This is a genomic window from Streptomyces sp. NBC_01546 (assembly GCF_045208355.1).
Lineage (GTDB): Bacteria > Actinomycetota > Actinomycetes > Streptomycetales > Streptomycetaceae > Streptomyces.
Window position 1 is genome coordinate 4845992 of the sequence record NZ_CP109379.1, and the last position, 16598, is coordinate 4862589.

At 71.6% G+C, this 16598-nt stretch carries 13 protein-coding genes; 10 read left to right on the forward strand and 3 right to left on the reverse strand.

Annotation, left to right across the window (positions count from 1 at the left end; genetic code table 11):
* The first annotated feature begins 72 nt into the window (after positions 1-72).
* The 7 genes from OHA89_RS22265 (at position 73) to OHA89_RS22295 (ending at position 9866) form a co-directional block, all read left to right on the forward strand.
* Complete coding sequence (locus tag OHA89_RS22265; RefSeq protein WP_406366925.1) at positions 73-1398, forward strand: acyltransferase family protein; 1326 nt, start codon at positions 73-75, stop codon at positions 1396-1398.
* Between the two features lie 28 nt (positions 1399-1426).
* Entirely contained in the window at positions 1427-3232 is a 1806-nt protein-coding gene (locus tag OHA89_RS22270) for an ABC-F family ATP-binding cassette domain-containing protein (RefSeq protein WP_266609475.1), read from the forward strand.
* A 154-nt stretch (positions 3233-3386) separates the two neighbouring features.
* Entirely contained in the window at positions 3387-5012 is a 1626-nt protein-coding gene (locus OHA89_RS22275) for a PQQ-binding-like beta-propeller repeat protein (RefSeq protein ID WP_266609476.1), read from the forward strand.
* A 52-nt stretch (positions 5013-5064) separates the two neighbouring features.
* Complete coding sequence (locus tag OHA89_RS22280; protein WP_266609477.1) at positions 5065-6765, forward strand: PQQ-binding-like beta-propeller repeat protein; 1701 nt, start codon at positions 5065-5067, stop codon at positions 6763-6765.
* Between the two features lie 128 nt (positions 6766-6893).
* A complete protein-coding gene (locus OHA89_RS22285) occupies positions 6894-7583 on the forward strand; it encodes a LuxR C-terminal-related transcriptional regulator (protein WP_215144766.1) in 690 nt (229 codons plus the stop codon).
* A 60-nt stretch (positions 7584-7643) separates the two neighbouring features.
* The gene (gene galE, locus OHA89_RS22290) at positions 7644-8618 is read left to right on the forward strand and encodes a UDP-glucose 4-epimerase GalE (protein WP_257555968.1); all 975 of its coding nucleotides are present in this window, start codon (positions 7644-7646) and stop codon (positions 8616-8618) included.
* Between the two features lie 477 nt (positions 8619-9095).
* A complete protein-coding gene (locus tag OHA89_RS22295; RefSeq protein WP_215144724.1) occupies positions 9096-9866 on the forward strand; it encodes a response regulator transcription factor in 771 nt (256 codons plus the stop codon).
* Here OHA89_RS22295 and OHA89_RS22300 read toward each other — a convergent pair.
* The gene (locus OHA89_RS22300) at positions 9825-10322 is read right to left on the reverse strand and encodes a MarR family winged helix-turn-helix transcriptional regulator (protein WP_215144726.1); all 498 of its coding nucleotides are present in this window, start codon (positions 10320-10322) and stop codon (positions 9825-9827) included. The genes OHA89_RS22295 and OHA89_RS22300 overlap by 42 nt on opposite strands.
* Positions 10323-10483: 161 nt before the next feature.
* Between OHA89_RS22300 and OHA89_RS22305 the strand changes: the two genes are divergently transcribed.
* Positions 10484-11341: a trans-aconitate 2-methyltransferase gene (locus tag OHA89_RS22305; RefSeq protein WP_406366927.1), complete on the forward strand. Its 858-nt coding sequence runs from the start codon at positions 10484-10486 to the stop codon at positions 11339-11341.
* A 2-nt stretch (positions 11342-11343) separates the two neighbouring features.
* Entirely contained in the window at positions 11344-11736 is a 393-nt protein-coding gene (locus tag OHA89_RS22310; protein WP_266609479.1) for a VOC family protein, read from the forward strand.
* Between the two features lie 82 nt (positions 11737-11818).
* Here the strand turns inward: OHA89_RS22310 and OHA89_RS22315 are convergent, their stop codons facing one another.
* A complete protein-coding gene (locus OHA89_RS22315; RefSeq protein ID WP_386186608.1) occupies positions 11819-12493 on the reverse strand; it encodes a TetR family transcriptional regulator in 675 nt (224 codons plus the stop codon).
* The gene (locus tag OHA89_RS22320; protein WP_406366928.1) at positions 12490-13491 is read right to left on the reverse strand and encodes an acyl-CoA desaturase; all 1002 of its coding nucleotides are present in this window, start codon (positions 13489-13491) and stop codon (positions 12490-12492) included. Before OHA89_RS22320 ends, OHA89_RS22315 begins: the two co-directional genes overlap by 4 nt.
* Positions 13492-13814: 323 nt before the next feature.
* Here OHA89_RS22320 and ppc point away from each other — a divergent pair, with 323 nt between their 5' ends.
* Positions 13815-16586 (forward strand): phosphoenolpyruvate carboxylase, encoded by a 2772-nt coding sequence (gene ppc, locus OHA89_RS22325; RefSeq protein WP_406366929.1) that lies wholly within the window; start codon positions 13815-13817, stop codon positions 16584-16586.
* Positions 16587-16598: the final 12 nt, after the last annotated feature.

Sequence of the window (16598 nt, forward strand, 5' to 3'; positions counted from 1 at the left end):
AGCGGGTACCTAGGCGGGAGTTGAGTATCCGCACCCTGTCGGGAGACGCCCCGCGGCGGCGACCGTAGGGCCATGACAGTCAGCGCACGCGCCATGGCCACCGCCACGCCCGCCACGCGGGACCGGTACGTCGACCTGTTGCGGGTCGCCTCGCTCGGGACCGTCGTGCTGGGGCACTGGCTGATGGCCGCCGTCAGCAGTGACGGCATGGGGAACCTGCTCGCCCTCGTGCCCGGGCTCCAGGTGCTCACCTGGGGGCTTCAGATCATGCCCGTCTTCTTCTTCGTCGGCGGGTTCTCGCACGCCCTGTCCTACCGTTCCCTGGCCCGCCGCACCGACGCCCCCGTCTACGCCGTCTTCCTGCGGGCCCGGCTGCGGCGGCTGCTGCGGCCGACCCTCGTCTTCGTCCTCGTCTGGGCCGCCGCCGCGCTCGCCGTGCAGCTCGCCGGGCGGGGCGGGGGCGGGCTGACCGGGGCCGCGCTGCGGCTGGTGACCCAGCCGCTCTGGTTCATCGGGATCTACCTCGCGATGGTCGCCTTCACCCCGCCGCTGCTGAAGCTGCACGAGCGCCACGGCTGGGCCGCCTTCGGGGCGCTGGTCGCCGCGGCCGCCGCCGTCGACGTACTGCGCTTCGCGCTCGGGGTCCCGTACGTCGAGTTCCTCAACTTCGCCTTCGTCTGGCTCGCCGTCCACCAGCTCGGCTTCCTGCGCGCCGACGGCCGGATCCACCGGCCCGCCGCCCTGGCCGCCGCCGGGCTCGCCGGGGCGGTCCTGCTCGTCGCGTACGGCCCGTACCCGCTGTCCATGGTCGGGATGCCGGGGGAGAAGGTGTCCAACATGGCCCCGCCGACCCTCGCGCTGCTCGCGCACGGGATGTGGCTCGTCGGCGCGGTCCAGCTCCTTGCCGGGCCCGCGACCGCCTGGCTCGCCCGCCCCCGCGTCTGGCGGGGCGTGGTCGCCGCCAACGGGATCGCCATGACGGCCTTCCTCTGGCACCTCACCGCCATGCTCGGCGTGTACGGGGTCCAGCTCGCGCTGGGTGTCCCCCTCCCCGAGCCCGCGTCCGCGGCCTGGTGGGCGGAGGTTCCCGTACGGATCCTGCTCGCCGCCGCGCTGACCGGCGTACTCGTCGCCCTCTTCCGGCGCTTCGAGGCCCCGGCCGCGAGCGCCGGCGCCACCGCCCCCGGCAGCGGCCCCCGCGCCGCCCTCGGCATCACCCTCTGCCTGCTGGGCATCCTCGGCCTGTCGATGACCGGTCTCGGGGGCCTGCTCGACGGCCACAGCGCCACCCTGATCGCCCTGCCGGTCACCGCGCCGGCCGCGATCGGCATGGCACTGGGCGGCTGGCTCCTCGTGGAACGGTCGGGCCCGGCCCGGAGGGTTAGGCTGAGGGGCTGATCCACACCCTTTCCCTGGAGCGCGTCTGATGGCCGTCAATCTGGTCAATGTCGAGGCAGTCAGTAAGGTGTACGGCACACGTACCCTGCTCGACGGCATCTCCCTCGGCGTGTCCGAGGGAGACCGGATCGGTGTCGTCGGCCGCAACGGCGACGGGAAGACCACCCTCATCCGCATGCTCGCCAAGCTGGAGGAACCCGACACCGGCCGGGTCACCCAGAACAGCGGCCTGCGCATGGGCGTGCTCACCCAGCACGACTCCCTCGACCCCGCGGCCACCATCCGCCACGAGATCATCCGGGACATGGCCGACCACGAGTGGGCCGGCAACGCCAAGATCCGCGACGTCCTGACCGGCCTGTTCGGCGGGCTCGACCTGCCCGGCTTCGGGCAGGGCCTGGACACCGTCATCGGCCCGCTCTCCGGCGGCGAGCGCCGCCGCATCGCGCTCGCCCAGCTGCTCATCGCCGACCAGGACCTCCTCGTACTCGACGAGCCCACCAACCACCTCGACGTCGAGGGCATCTCCTGGCTGGCCCGGCACCTCCAGGAGCGCCGCTCCGCCCTCGTCTGCGTCACCCACGACCGCTGGTTCCTCGACCAGGTCTGCACCCGCATGTGGGACGTGCAGCGCGGTGACGTGCACGAGTACGAGGGCGGCTACAGCGACTACGTCTTCGCCCGCGCCGAGCGCGAACGGATCGCCGCCACCGAGGAGTCCAAGCGGCAGAACCTGATGCGCAAGGAGCTGGCCTGGCTGCGCCGCGGCGCCCCCGCCCGGACCTCCAAGCCCCGCTACCGCATCGAGGCCGCCAACGAGCTGATCGCCGACGTGCCGCCGCCGCGCGACCGGTCCGAGCTGATGCGCTTCGCCAACGCCCGCCTCGGCAAGACCGTGTTCGAGCTGGAGGACGTGACCGTCCAGGCCGGTCCCAAGACCCTCCTCAAGCACCTCACCTGGCACCTGGGCCCCGGCGACCGCATCGGCCTCGTCGGCGTCAACGGTGCCGGCAAGACCTCCCTGCTGCGCGCCCTGGCCGAGGCCGCCCGTACCCAGGGCGAGGCCCAGCCCGCCGCGGGCAAGGTCACCGTCGGCAAGACCGTGAAGCTGGCCTACCTCTCCCAGGAGGTCGGCGAACTCGACCCGTCCCTGCGCGTCCTGGAGGCCGTCCAGCGCGTCCGCGACCGCGTCGACCTCGGGCAGGGCCGCGAGATGACGGCGGGCCAGCTGTGCGAGCAGTTCGGCTTCACCAAGGAGAAGCAGTGGACGCCGGTCGGCGACCTCTCCGGCGGTGAGCGGCGCCGGCTCCAGATCCTGCGCCTGCTGATGGACGAGCCCAACGTCCTGTTCCTCGACGAGCCCACCAACGACCTCGACATCGAGACCCTGACCCAGCTGGAGGACCTCCTCGACGGCTGGCCCGGCTCGATGATCGTGATCTCCCACGACCGGTTCTTCATCGAGCGCACCACCGACACCGTGATGGCGCTGCTCGGCGACGCGAGCCTGCGGATGCTGCCGCGCGGCCTGGACGAGTACCTGGAGCGCCGTCAGCGGATGATCGAGGCGGCCGCCCCGGCGCCCGTCCCGGCCGCCGCCGCCGCGGCGAAGTCCAGCGCCTCGGGGGACTCCCGCGCCGCGAAGAAGGAGCTCCAGAAGATCGAGCGGCAGCTGAACAAGCTCTCCGACCGCGAGAGCGGCCTGCACGCCCAGATCGCCGAGAACTCCACCGACTACGACAAGGTGGCCAAGCTCGACGCGGAGCTCCGGGAACTCCTCGCGGACCGCGACGACTTGGAGATGCGCTGGCTGGAGCTGGCCGAGGAGGCGTAGCCTCCGGCGGCCCGCGAGGCCAACTGGCCGGATAACGACGGCGTCACGGGCCGGTCCGCCCTTGGGTACAGGGGGTGGACCGGCCCGGCGTATGGCCTGCGTGAGTGATAGAAAGGTCATCCTCCCCGACCCCTGACACCGAAGGTATGCGCTGATGACCGAGCCGCCCCAGCCGCCGAACCAGCCGCCGACACCTTCGGGTTACGGCCACCTGCCCGGCCCGCCGCAGCCCGGTTACGGCTACCCGCCGGAGGGCGCGAACCCGTACGCCCAGCAGCCGCCGACCGTCCAGCAGCAGCCGGCGTACAACTACCCGCCGCCGCCCCCCGGCGCGCCCGCGATGCCGCCGGGCGCTCCCGGCACGCCGCCGAAGAAGAAGGCGACCGCGCTGATCGCCGCGGCGGTCGCGGGCGTCCTCGTCCTGGGCGCCGGCACGTACTTCGCCTTCTTCCGGGGCGACGACAAGGACCCGAAGCCGCCCGTCGCGCAGGAGTCCACCTCGCCCGACGCCAAGCCCTCCGGCTCCCCTTCCATCGACAAGGGAGACGGCAGCGGCAACGGCGGCGGCGACGCCGACCTCAACTCCGGCCGCAAGCAGGGCGAGGACAAGGTCCTCTGGCTCAAGACCGTCAAGATCGACGGCCCCGGCGCCGGAGTGCACTCCGAGGGCCAGTGGGTCGTGGGCGACGCCGTCGTCAAGGTCGTCGACAAGGCCGTCACCGGCTACGCGGTCGCCGACGGCAAGCAGAAGTGGACGCTGTCCCTTCCCGCCGCGGTCTGCGCCGTCACACGCCACACCACCGCCGACGGCAAGACCGTCGTCATGTACCGGGACGGCGAGTCGACCAGCGCCAACTGCAACCAGATGCGGCTGATCGACCTCAAGACGGGCAAGGAGGGCTGGTCGAAGGAGGTTCCCAAGGAGGGCGCGTTCGACCTTTTCATCGACCCCAGCCTGGCCATCACCGGGGACATCGTCACCGTCAGCCGCCTCACCCGCGCCACCGCCTTCAAGCTCAGCACCGGCGACAAGCTCTTCGCCAGCCCGACCGAGGGCTGCATGCCCGGCGCCTACCCCGCGGGCAGCGGCAAGATCCTCGGGATCGCCACCTGCCACGACGCCGACAGCACCGTCGAGGTCCAGGACGTCGACCCGGCCACCGGCAAGAGCACCTGGTCCTACCGGCTCCCCAAGGGCTGGAAGGTCAACCGGGTCTTCTCCCTCGACCCGATCGTCCTGGACCTCGGCAACAGGAACAACTCCAAGGAACGCTCCATCGTGGTCCTCGGCCCCGACGGCAAGCAGCGCGCCACCGTCACCGGCGAGGGCAGCTTCTCGACCGAGTGCGGGATGAACCACGACGACTCGCTGCAGGGCTGCGCCACCGCCGTCGTCGACGCGGGCACCCTCTACATGCCCACGACGACCGACCTCCTCACCGCCAACGAGGTCGTCGCCTTCGACCTGGGCACGGGCAAGGCCAAGTGGCGTGTTCCCGCAGGGGACAAGCGCACCATCGTGCCGCTCAAGGCCGCGAACGGCCAGCTGGTCATCTACCGGAGGGCGTTGGACTCAATGGGCGGCGAGGTCCTCACGGTCCCGGCGGGCGGAGGCACGCCCACCGCGGTCCTTCGCCACCCGTCCGGCCCGGCCGCGGAGGTGGAGAGCACCTTCTACTCCCCGGAGGTCGACTACGTGGACGGGCGGTTCTTCATCTCCACCATCCGTCTGCAGGCCCAGGGCAAGGACGAGAAGTTCTTGATGGTCTTCGGCAAGTGAACCCGTCCACCGAGCCGCCACCGAGCCGCCCAGCGAGAGGCAGTAGCAACGCATGAGTACCCCGCCGCCCCCCAGCCAGCCGCCGTCCGGCGGCTTCGGCGCGCCGCAGGATCCTGCCCCGGGCGGGTTCGCCCCGCCCCCGCCGTCCATGCCCCCGGCGCCGCCGCAGCAGCCGCCCGCGCAGCCCGCGTACGGGTACCCGCAGCAGCCCGGAGCGGGCTACGGCTACCCGCAGCAGCCCGGCACGCCGCCGCCCTTCGGGCCGCCGACCACGCCGATGCACACCGCCCAGCCCCCGGCCGGCGGCTCGGGCGGCGGCGGCAACGACGTGCGCAATCAGCTGATGATCGTCGGCGCGGCCCTGCTGGCGATCGTCCTGATCGTCGGCGGCGGCTTCTGGTACGTCTCCGGCGACGGTGACGGCAAGAAGGACACCGCGGACGGCGGTCCCGCCAAGCCGGGCGACGACAAGGCCCAGGCGGGCGCGGGCGGTACCGAGAAGGTGCCCGCCAACACCAAGTCGAAGGTGCTGCTCAACCAGCCGAGCCCGACGCCGGAGGAGATGGTCCAGGTCCCCGGGTCCTGGCTGACCGACTCCACCTACGTCAAGTCCGATGTGTTCAAGATCGTCGGCTACAACCTCGTCGACGGCGGCAAGAAGTGGGAGGTGCCGCTCCCCGGTGAGATCTGCGGCGCCACCCCGCACGTCAGCGACAAGAAGTCGGCGGTGATCTTCCGGCCCACGAAGGCCACGCCGGAGGTCAAGTACCCGCCGTGCACCGAGGTCGGCGTCATCGACCTGGAAGCCGGCAAGCTCCTCTGGACCGGCAACGCCAAGAGCGCCACCAGCGGCGACAAGCCCGTGCAATACAACGAGGTCACCCTCAGCGGGCAGACGGTCGCCGCGGGCGGCACCTCGGGCGGCGCCGCCTGGAACCTCACCGACGGCAAGTCCCTGTGGCTGCCCAAGACGGACGCCGAAGGCTGCTACGACGCCGGCTACGCCGGTGGCGAGGCCCTCGCCGTCATGCGCAAGTGCGGCAAGAGCGGCAACCCGAGCCTGTACGCGCAGGTCCTCGACCCGGCCACCGGCGCGCCGCAGTCCTCGTACAAGCTCTCCGCGGGCATCGAATACGCCAGCATCGTCTCCACCAAGCCGCTGATCGTCGCCGCCGACGTCGGCAAGACCGCCAAGAACGCCAGCGGCGTGAGCGACCTCTTCGTCGTCGACGCCGCGGGCCAGCTGAAGGCGCGCATCTCGCTCTCCTCCGGCACCTTCGGCGGTGAGTGCGAGACCGAGGTCGAGCGGTGCTCCGGCATGGTCATCGGCAACGGCAAGCTCTACCTGCCCTCGTACGAGCACCAGGGCCAGGACCCGTACGGCAAGACCAACGAGCTGCTCTCCTTCGACCTGGAGACCGGCAAGCAGACCAACGACGCCGCCCCCGCGGGCGAGCGGCACAAGCTGTTCCCGCTGCGCATGGACGGGTCGAACATCATCGCCTACAAGGAGCCCCCTTACGACAAGGGCGGCCAGATCGTCAGCATCGACGGCAAGACGATGAAGGAAACCGTCCTGATGGAGAACCCGTCGGACAAGACGACCCAGCGCATCGAGACGGCCTACTTGGTCGGCCACCACGAGTACCGCTACCACAACGGCAAGCTCTTCATCGCCCGTGTGACGGTCAAGAAGCCGTACTCCGCCACGTCCGACCCGGAGTTCATCTTCAGCTCCTTCACCGCGAGCTGATCCGTCCGCCCGCGTCCACGAAGCCCCCGGAAGGTCCGCCTTCCGGGGGCTTCTGCGCGGTAACCCCCGCGCACCGTCGAACAAGCGTGTAGCTTGCCGGGGCAGAAGGGTCGGGGGTGGGTGCCGCAATGGGCGTACGGGTCGTGGTGGTCGACGAGCACCGGCTGCTGGCCGAGGCGCTCGCCTCGGCCCTGAAACTGCGCGGTCACCGGGTGCTCGCCGCTGCCGCCCCGGCCTCGGGAGCCGCCGAACTGGTCATCAGCCGCGCCCCGGAGGTCTGCCTCCTCGGCACCGCCGTCCCCGCCGAGCCCGGGGTGTTCGAACCCGTCGTCCGGATCAAGCGGGAGCGCCCGCAGATCGCCGTCGTCGTCCTCGGCCCGGTGCCCAGCCCGCGCGGGATCGCGGCCGCCTTCGCCGCGGGCGCCTCGGGATACGTACGCCACGACGAGCGGATCGAGGGCGTGGAGCGGGCACTCGCCAAGGCCCGGGCGGGCGAGGTGGCGATCGCCCCGCAGCTGCTGCAGAGCGCCTTCGCGGAGCTGCTCAACCCCGCCGCCCAGCCCGACGACGAGGGCAGCCGGCTGCTGCGGCTGCTCACCCCGCGCGAGGTGGAGGTGCTGGTCCGGGTCGCGGAGGGCGAGGACACCCGGCTGATCGCCGCGGGCATGGCCATCGCGCCGAGCACCGCCCGTACACATGTGCAGCGGGTGCTGATGAAGCTGGGCGTGGGCTCGCGGCTGGAGGCGGCCGCGCTGGCCGCCCGTACCGGCCTGCTGGACCGGGCGGCACCGGCGGGGGCCGGCCAGACGGTAGTTTGACGGCACGATCCAGCACGCGCGCGCACCCGCGTGTGCTCCCCCGCGAGAGGCAGTAGGCGAGTGAGCGAGACGGCGAAGCACAAATACCTGGTAACCGGTGGCGCCGGATACGTCGGCAGCGTGGTCGCCGCCCACCTGCTGGAGGCGGGCCACGAGGTCACCGTCCTCGACGACCTCAGCACCGGCTTCCGCGTGGGGGTGCCGGCGGGTGCCACCTTCATCGAGGGCCGGATCCAGGACGCGGCCCGCCACCTGGACTCCTCCTACGACGCGGTGCTGCACTTCGCGGCCTCCTCGCAGGTCGGCGAGTCCGTGGTGAACCCGGGCAAGTACTGGGAGAACAACGTCGGCGGCACGCTCGCCCTGCTGGCCGCCATGCGGGAGGCGGGCGTGCACAAGCTGGTCTTCTCCTCCACCGCCGCCACCTACGGGGAGCCGACGGAGGGCCTGCTGACCGAGGCCTCGGTGACCGCGCCCACCAATCCGTACGGGGCATCGAAGCTGGCCGTGGACCACATGATCGCGGGGGAGTGCGTGGCGCACGGCCTGGCCGCGGTGTCCCTGCGCTACTTCAACGTGGCGGGTGCGTACGGGGAGTTCGGCGAGCGGCACAGCCCCGAGACCCACCTGATCCCGCTGGTCCTCCAGGTGGCCCTGGGCGAACGCGAGTCGATCTCGGTGTTCGGCGAGGACTACCCGACCCCCGACGGCACCTGCGTGCGCGACTACATCCACGTCGCGGACCTGGCGGAGGCCCACCTGGCCGCGCTGGAGGCGGCCGCCGCCGGGGAGCACCTGATCTGCAACCTGGGCAACGGCAGCGGGTTCTCGGTCCGCGAGGTCGTCGAGACGGTCCGCAAGGTCACCGGACGGGAGATCCCCGAGGTCGTCGCCCCGCGCCGGGCGGGCGACCCGGCGGCGCTGGTCGCCTCGGCCAGGACGGCCCATGAGCGCCTCGGCTGGACTCCGAGCCGATCGGACCTCACCGGCATCATCACGGACGCGTGGAACTTCGCGCGGACGCACACCTCCTGAACCTTCCGAACCTCCGGAACATGCCCTTCCCACGCGCCCCCCGCACCTGCCCGGTGCGGGGGGCGCGCGCATGTCCGCGGTGCGCTGTGCGCGGGCGCTGCGCGCGGGCGCCCAGCGTGCACACGCCGGGTGAAATGCACACCGTGCAACTGCCCGTGGCACGCGCCGGTCAGGAAACCGCCAACCGAACCTTCGGTACGGGCGAAATCAAGCCACGATAAAGGCCATTCACTACGGCCGCGCCGGAAAATCCCCGGGAAAACTTCTGCTATTCAGCCAACCGTGAGCGGCACGGCGCCCTACGCTGATGCGTGACACCGGTGGGGGCCGGTGTTGATTCAGGGGTCGAGACAAGTCGGGTACGGCGTCCGGTCCGGGGTAGTGCAGAGATGTCACGGCGGCGGCCGCGGCAGCTGCGGATCACCCGGTCCGGGCGCCGTACCCGCCGTCGTCCGTTCCCCGACCCTTGGGGGTTTTGTGGTTCGTATCCGGGTTCTCGTGGTCGACGATCACCGCATCTTCGCCGAATCGCTCGCCGCCGCACTGGCGGCCGAGCCGGACGTGGACGTGTCCGCGGCCGGCAGTGGCCCCGCAGCACTGCGCTGCCTCGAACGCGCGGTGGCCGAGGGCCGCCGCTTCGACGTCATGCTGGTCGACGCCGATCTCGGCGCCGTCGCCGGGGGCGTGCCCGGCCAGCGGGAGCCGGGGTCCGCGTCCGGCCCACCGCCCGCCTCCGACGGGATCGCACTGGTCGCGGGGGTGCGCGTGTCCCACCCCGGGGTGCGCACGGTCGTGCTCGCCGAGCGGGACGACCCCCGGCGGGCAGCCCACGCCCTGCAGGCAGGGGCGTCCGGCTGGGTGGCGAAGGACTGCTCGCTCTCGCGGCTGCTGGCCGTCATCCGGGGGGTCCTGCGCGAGGAGACGCACCTGCCGCCCGCACTGCTCACCGGGGTGCTCCGTGAGCTGACCGCCGCGCGAAAGCACCGTACGGACAGCGAACGGCTCGTCGAGTCGCTCACCCCGCGCGAACACGAGGTGCTGCGCTGCATGGTGGCGGGGCTGGGCCGCAAGGACGTGGCGGCGCGGCTGTTCCTGTCCCCGCACACCGTCCGCACCCACATGCAGAACGTGCTGGGCAAGCTCGGGGTGCACTCCACCCTCGCGGCGGTGGCCCTGGCCCGGCGGGCCGGCGTACGACCGGCCGACCTAGCCGGGGACGTTGTCGAACGGAGCGGTCAACTGGCGTAGCAGCGCGGCGAGATCGCCGCGCTGGATGCGCGAGAGCTGGGCCAGGATCGCCCGCTCCTGGGCCAGCAGCCCGGCGAGGGCCTGGTCGGCGCGGTCGCGGCCCTCGGGGGTCAGCCGCACCAGGACTCCGCGGCGGTCGCTGGGGTCGGGCAGCCGTTCGACGAGGCCCTTCTTGGCGAGCCGGTCGATCCGGTTGGTCATGGTCCCGGAGGTGACGAGGGTTTGGGTCAGCAGCTGGCCGGGCGAGAGCTGATAGGGCGCGCCGGCGCGGCGCAGGGACGTGAGGACGTCGAACTCCCACGGCTCCAGGCCGTGCTCGGAAAAGGCGAGCCGGCGAGCGCGGTCGAGGTGACGGGCGAGCCTGCTGACGCGGCTGAGCACCTCGAGCGGTTCCACGTCGAGGTCAGGGCGTTCCCGCCGCCATGCCGCTACAAGTCGGTCGACCTCGTCCTCCATGCGGATCAGTGTAAGGGGTCTGTCGACGTGAAGTCTCTTCATGTCATGCATCTCGAGATCAAGTATCTTGACGTCGAGATATAAATGCGGCGACCATGGGGCATGGAGGGGGCCGGAACTGATTCCGCTTCCGACCGCCCCGCCAGCAGGGAGGCTCGAACATGTATTCCGATACCACGCAGGCCGGGATCCCCACGGCCACCGCACCCTCCGCACCCATCTGGGACCCCCAGCAGTACCTCCGGCACGCCGGCCATCGCACACGGCCCTTCCTGGACCTGCTGACCCGCATACCCGAACTCCCCACCCGGCCCGCCCGCATCGCCGACCTCGGCTGCGGCCCCGGCAATGTCACCACCCTTCTCTCCGACCGGTGGCCCGAGGCCCGCATCACCGGTTTCGACCTCTCGCCCGAGATGCTCCACCGCGCCACCAAGGAGTACGCCGGCCCCACCGCGGGCGGCGGCAACCTCGAGTTCCGGCACGGAGACCTCGGCACCTGGCTGCCCGAAGAGCCCTATGACCTGATCGTCTCCAACGCCGCCCTCCAGTGGGTCCCCAGCCACCCCGCCTCCTTCGGCGCCTGGATCAACGGCCTGCGCCCCGGCGGCACCTTCGCCTTCCAGATCCCCGGCAACTTCAACGCCCCCAGCCACGCCCTGCTCGCCGAGCTCTGCGACGCCCCGCGCTGGCGGGCCCGGCTCGCCGGACACGGCGCCCGCTACATCCACCTGCTCGAACCCGCCGAATACCTCGCCCGGTTCACCGAGCTCGGCTGCGCCGTGGACGTCTGGGAGACCACCTACCACCAGATGCTCCACGGTCCCGACCCGGTGCTCGACTGGGTGAAGGGCACCGCGCTGCGGCCCGTCCTCACCGCGCTGGGAGACGACGACGACGCCGTGGACGCCTTCCTCACCGAATACCGCGACCGGCTGCGCGAGGCCTACCCGCCCGGCCCGCGCGGCACCGTCTTCCCGTTCCGCCGGATCTTCGCCGTCGCCCGCAAGGAGGTCTGACCGTGCTCACCGCAGTCGACCACGTCCAACTCGCCGCGCCGCCCGGGTCGGAGGACCGGCTCCGCGCGTACTACACAGATGTCCTCGGCATGACGGAGATTTCCAAACCGCCCCTCCTCGCCGCGCGCGGGGGCTGCTGGTTCGCCGCCGGACCCGTGCAGCTGCACCTCGGCGTCGAGGAGGGATTCCGGCCCGCCCGCAAGGCTCACCCCGGGCTGCGGGTGACCGGCATCGACGCCTACGCGAAGAGACTGGAGGAACGCGGCGCCGAGGTCGTCTGGGACGACGGCCTGCCGGGCCACCGCCGCTTCTACTCGGAGGACCCGGTGGGCAACCGGCTCGAGTTCTTGGAACCACACAGCCTGGAACCACACAGCCAGGAACCGCTCGGCTGACGCCGACCGTACGACGGCGCCCCGCCACCGGAGATCCGGTGACGGGGCGCCGTCGTACCGCGCGCGACGCGCGCGCACGGGTTCAGCTCTTGCGGCGGCCCACCAGCTGCGGCTTCGACTCCAGCCCGTCCAGCCCGTGCCAGGCCAGGTTGACCAGATGCGCCGCCACCTCCGCCTTCTTGGGACGGCGTACGTCCAGCCACCACTGGCCGGTCAGCGCCACCATCCCGACCAGCGCCTGCGCGTACAACGGGGCCAGCTTCGGGTCGAAGCCCCGCGCCTTGAACTCCAGGCCCAGGATGTCCTCGACCTGCGTGGCGATGTCGCTGATCAGCGAGGCGAAGGTGCCGGTGGACTGGGCGACCGGGGAATCCCGTACGAGGATCCGGAAACCGTCCGTGTAGGACTCGATGTAGTCCAGCAGCGCGAACGCCGCCTGCTCCAGCAGCTCCCGCGGGTGCCCGGCCGTCAGCGCCCCCGTCACCCCGTCCAGCAGCTGGCGCATCTCCCGGTCCACGACGACCGCGTACAGGCCCTCCTTGCCGCCGAAGTGCTCGTACACCACCGGCTTGGACACCCCGGCCTTCGCCGCGATCTCCTCCACCGAGGTGCCCTCGAAGCCCTTCTCCGCGAACAGGGTCCGGCCGATGTCCAGCAGTTGCTGGCGCCGTTCCGCGCCCGTCATCCGCACCCGGCGGCCACGCCTGGGCTTGTCGCTGCTGGAATTACCGCCGTCGATCGCCACGCCCCCCATCATGCCGCGTTCGGCTCGTTTTCCCTGCGGCGGGCTTCGATGCGGTCCGCCGAGGGCCAGCGCACGTCCGAGGCCCAGCCCAGCTGCTCGAACCAGCGGATCAGGCGCGCACTGGAGTCGACCTGGCCGCGCAGCACCCCGTGCCGCGCCGAGGTCGGGTCGGCGTGGTGCAGGTTGTGCCAGGACTCCCCGCAGGACAGCACCGCCAGCCACCACACGTTGCCCGAGCGGTCACGCGACTTGAACGGCCGCTTGCCCACCGCGTGACAGATCGAGTTGATCGACCACGTCACGTGGTGCAGCAGCGCCACGCGCACCAGCGAGCCCCAGAAGAACGCCGTGAACGCGCCCCACCAGGACATCGTCACCAGACCGCCCACCAGCGGCGGGATCGCCAGCGAAACCATCGTCCAGAAGATGAAGTCGCGCGAGATCCGCCGGATCGCCGGATCCTTGATCAGGTCGGGGGCGTACTTCTGCTGATCGGTCTGCTCCTCGTCGAAGAGCCAGCCGATGTGCGCCCACCACAGGCCCTTCATCAGGGCCGGCAGCGTCTCGCCGAACCGCCACGGCGAATGCGGGTCGCCCTCGTGGTCCGAGTACTTGTGGTGCTTGCGGTGGTCGGCCACCCAGCGCACCAGCGGACCCTCCACCGCCATCGAACCCATCACGGCGAGGGCGATCCGCAGCGGCCGCTTCGCCTTGAAGGAACCGTGCGTGAAGTAGCGGTGGAAACCGATGGTGATCCCGTGGCAGGCCAGGAAGTACATGAAGACCATCAGGCCGACGTCGAGCCAGCTCACCCCCCAGCCCCACGACAGCGGGATCGCCGCCAGCAGCGCCAGGAAGGGAACGGTGATGAACAGCAGAAGGGCGATCTGCTCGATGGACCGCTTGTTCTCGCCGCCGAGTGTCGCGGACGGCGCAGATGTGTCGGAGGACGCGGCAGAAGTGTCGGAGGACGCGGAGGCGTCCTCGATCAGATCGGGACTGGTGGTCATGGGGTCCCCTGGGGGGTGAGAGATGTCGGCAGGCTCCCTGGCCACGGATCCTACGGACCCGTAACCTACGGCATCGTAAGTATGGCAAAGCCGGGTCCCGCGGCAAGAGGACCGCGCTGCCGGGGGCCGTGGCGGCCGCCCGAGCAGTTCACGAGCCGCCTGATGAGACATTTGCCCAGGCACGCGCATCGGACACCTATCCTGGTCCCGTCGGACAGCGCGGTCCGCACGGGCAGCCCGGGCTGTGATCAGGAGCGGCACAGCCGCGCACAGTCGGGAGCCCACCGCCCAGTAGCGCTCGAACACTGCAAGGAGCCGCACCTGTGAGCAGTGCTGACCAGGCCCCCCTGGCCACCCAGCCGGCCGCCCCCGTCACCCCGGCCGCCACCGCCAACGCAGAGCTGCGCGCGGACATCCGCCGGCTCGGTGACCTCCTCGGCGAGACCCTCGTACGCCAGGAGGGCCAGGACCTCCTCGACCTCGTCGAACAAGTGCGCGCTCTGACGCGCACCGACGGCGAAGCCGCCGCCGCCCTGCTCGGCGACACCGACCTGGAGACCGCCGCCAAGCTGGTGCGCGCCTTCTCCACCTACTTCCACCTCGCCAACGTCACCGAGCAGGTGCACCGCGGCAAGGAACTGCGCGCCCACCGCGCCGCCGAGGGCGGGCTCCTCGCCCGCACCGCCGACATGCTCAAGGACGCCGACCCCGAGCACCTGCGCGCGACGGTCAAGAACCTCAACGTCCGCCCCGTCTTCACCGCGCACCCCACCGAGGCGGCCCGCCGCAGCGTCCTCAACAAGCTGCGCCGCATCGCCGCCCTGCTGGAGGAGCCCGTCACCGGCGCCGGCGACCGCCGCCGCCACGACCTGCGCCTCGCCGAGAACATCGACCTCGTCTGGCAGACCGACGAGCTGCGCGTGGTCCGCCCCGAGCCCGCCGACGAGGCCCGCAACGCGATCTACTACCTCGACGAGCTGCACGCCGGCGCGGTGGGCGACGTACTCGAGGACCTGGCCGCCGAGCTCCAGCGCGTCGGCGTCGAGCTCCCCGCCGGGACGCGCCCGCTGACCTTCGGCACCTGGATCGGCGGCGACCGCGACGGCAACCCCAACGTCACCCCGGACGTCACCCGGGACGTGCTGATCCTCCAGCACGAGCACGGCATCACCGACGCCCTCGAGCTCATCGACTTCCTGCGCGGGCTGCTGTCGAACTCCATCCGCTACACCGGCGCCACCGAGGAACTCCTCGCCTCCCTCCAGGCCGACCTCGAACGCCTCCCCGAGATCAGCCCGCGCTACAAGCGGCTGAACGCCGAGGAGCCGTACCGCCTGAAGGCGACCTGCATCCGGCAGAAGCTCGTCAACACCCGCGCGCGCCTCGCCAAGGGCACCCCCCACGAGGAAGGCCGCGACTACCTCGGCACCGCCGAGCTGCTCACCGACCTCACCCTCATCCAGACCTCCCTGCGCGAGCACCGCGGCGCCCTGTTCGCCGACGGCCGCATGGACCGCACCATCCGCACCCTGGCCGCCTTCGGCCTGCAGCTCGCCACCATGGACGTACGCGAGCACGCGGACGCCCACCACCACGCGCTCGGGCAGCTCTTCGACCGGCTCGGCGAGGAGTCCTGGCGCTACGCGGACATGCCCCGCGACTACCGCCGCAAGCTCCTCGCCAAGGAGCTGCGCTCGCGCCGTCCGCTGGCCCCCACCCCCGCGCCCCTCGACGCCGCCGGACAGAAGACCCTCGGCGTGTTCCTCGCCATCAAGGACGCCTTCGAGAAGTTCGGCCCCGAGGTCATCGAGTCCTACATCATCTCGATGTGCCAGGGCGCCGACGACGTCTTCGCCGCCGCAGTCCTGGCCCGCGAGGCCGGACTCATCGACCTGCACGGCGGCTGGGCCAAGATCGGCATCGTCCCGCTCCTGGAGACCACCGACGAGCTCAAGGCCGCCGACGTCATCCTCGACGAGATGCTCGCCGACCCCTCCTACCGGCGCCTCGTCTCCCTGCGCGGCGACGTCCAGGAGGTCATGCTCGGCTACTCCGACTCCTCCAAGTTCGGCGGCATCACCACCTCCCAGTGGGAGATCCACCGCGCCCAGCGCCGGCTGCGCGACGTAGCCCACCGCTACGGGGTGCGGCTGCGCCTCTTCCACGGCCGCGGCGGCACCGTCGGCCGCGGCGGCGGCCCCTCCCACGACGCGATCCTCGCCCAGCCCTGGGGCACCCTGGAGGGCGAGATCAAGGTCACCGAGCAGGGCGAGGTGATCTCCGACAAGTACCTGGTGCCGTCGCTGGCCCGGGAGAACCTCGAACTGACCGTCGCGGCCACCCTGCAGGCTTCCGCCCTGCACACCGCCCCCCGCCAGTCCGACGAGGCCCTCTCCCGCTGGGACGCGGCCATGGACACCGTCTCGGACGCCGCGCACGCCGCGTACCGCGCGCTCGTCGAGGACCCGGACCTGCCGGCGTACTTCTTCGCCGCCACCCCGGTCGACCAGCTCGCCGACCTGCACCTGGGCTCCCGCCCCTCGCGCCGCCCCGACTCCGGCGCCGGCCTCGACGGCCTGCGGGCCATCCCGTGGGTCTTCGGCTGGACCCAGTCCCGCCAGATCGTCCCCGGCTGGTACGGGGTCGGCTCGGGCCTCAAGGCCCTGCGCGAGGCCGGCCAGGACGGCGTCCTCACCGAGATGGGCGAGCGCTGGCACTTCTTCCGCAACTTCCTGTCCAACGTCGAGATGACGCTGGCCAAGACGGACCTGCGGATCGCCCGCCACTACGTCGACACCCTCGTACCCGACGACCTCAAGCACGTCTTCGCCCGCATCGAGGCCGAGCACGAGCTGACCGTCCGCGAGGTCCTGCGCATCACCGGCGGCGAGAAGCTCCTGGACTCCAACCCGGTGCTCCAGCAGACCTTCGCCGTCCGCGACGCCTACCTGGACCCGATCTCCTACCTCCAGGTCTCGCTGCTGGCCCGTCAGCGCGCCGCGGCCGCCCGCGGCGAGGACGCGGACCCGCTGCTCGCCCGCGCCCTGCTGCTCACGGTCAACGGCGTGGCCGCGGGCCTGCGCAACACCGGCTGACACCGAGCCCCG

Excerpts from the sequence above, each read along its gene's own strand:
- OHA89_RS22265 (WP_406366925.1), top strand. The coding sequence starts at position 73 with ATGACAGTCAGCGCACGCGCCATGGCCACCGCCACGCCCGCCACGCGG.
- OHA89_RS22270 (WP_266609475.1), top strand. The coding sequence starts at position 1,427 with ATGGCCGTCAATCTGGTCAATGTCGAGGCAGTCAGTAAGGTGTACGGC.
- OHA89_RS22275 (WP_266609476.1), top strand. The coding sequence starts at position 3,387 with ATGACCGAGCCGCCCCAGCCGCCGAACCAGCCGCCGACACCTTCGGGT.
- OHA89_RS22280 (WP_266609477.1), top strand. The coding sequence starts at position 5,065 with ATGAGTACCCCGCCGCCCCCCAGCCAGCCGCCGTCCGGCGGCTTCGGC.
- OHA89_RS22285 (WP_215144766.1), top strand. The coding sequence starts at position 6,894 with ATGGGCGTACGGGTCGTGGTGGTCGACGAGCACCGGCTGCTGGCCGAG.
- OHA89_RS22300 (WP_215144726.1), bottom strand. The coding sequence starts at position 10,322 with ATGGAGGACGAGGTCGACCGACTTGTAGCGGCATGGCGGCGGGAACGC.
- OHA89_RS22305 (WP_406366927.1), top strand. The coding sequence starts at position 10,484 with ATGTATTCCGATACCACGCAGGCCGGGATCCCCACGGCCACCGCACCC.
- OHA89_RS22315 (WP_386186608.1), bottom strand. The coding sequence starts at position 12,493 with ATGATGGGGGGCGTGGCGATCGACGGCGGTAATTCCAGCAGCGACAAG.
- OHA89_RS22320 (WP_406366928.1), bottom strand. The coding sequence starts at position 13,491 with ATGACCACCAGTCCCGATCTGATCGAGGACGCCTCCGCGTCCTCCGAC.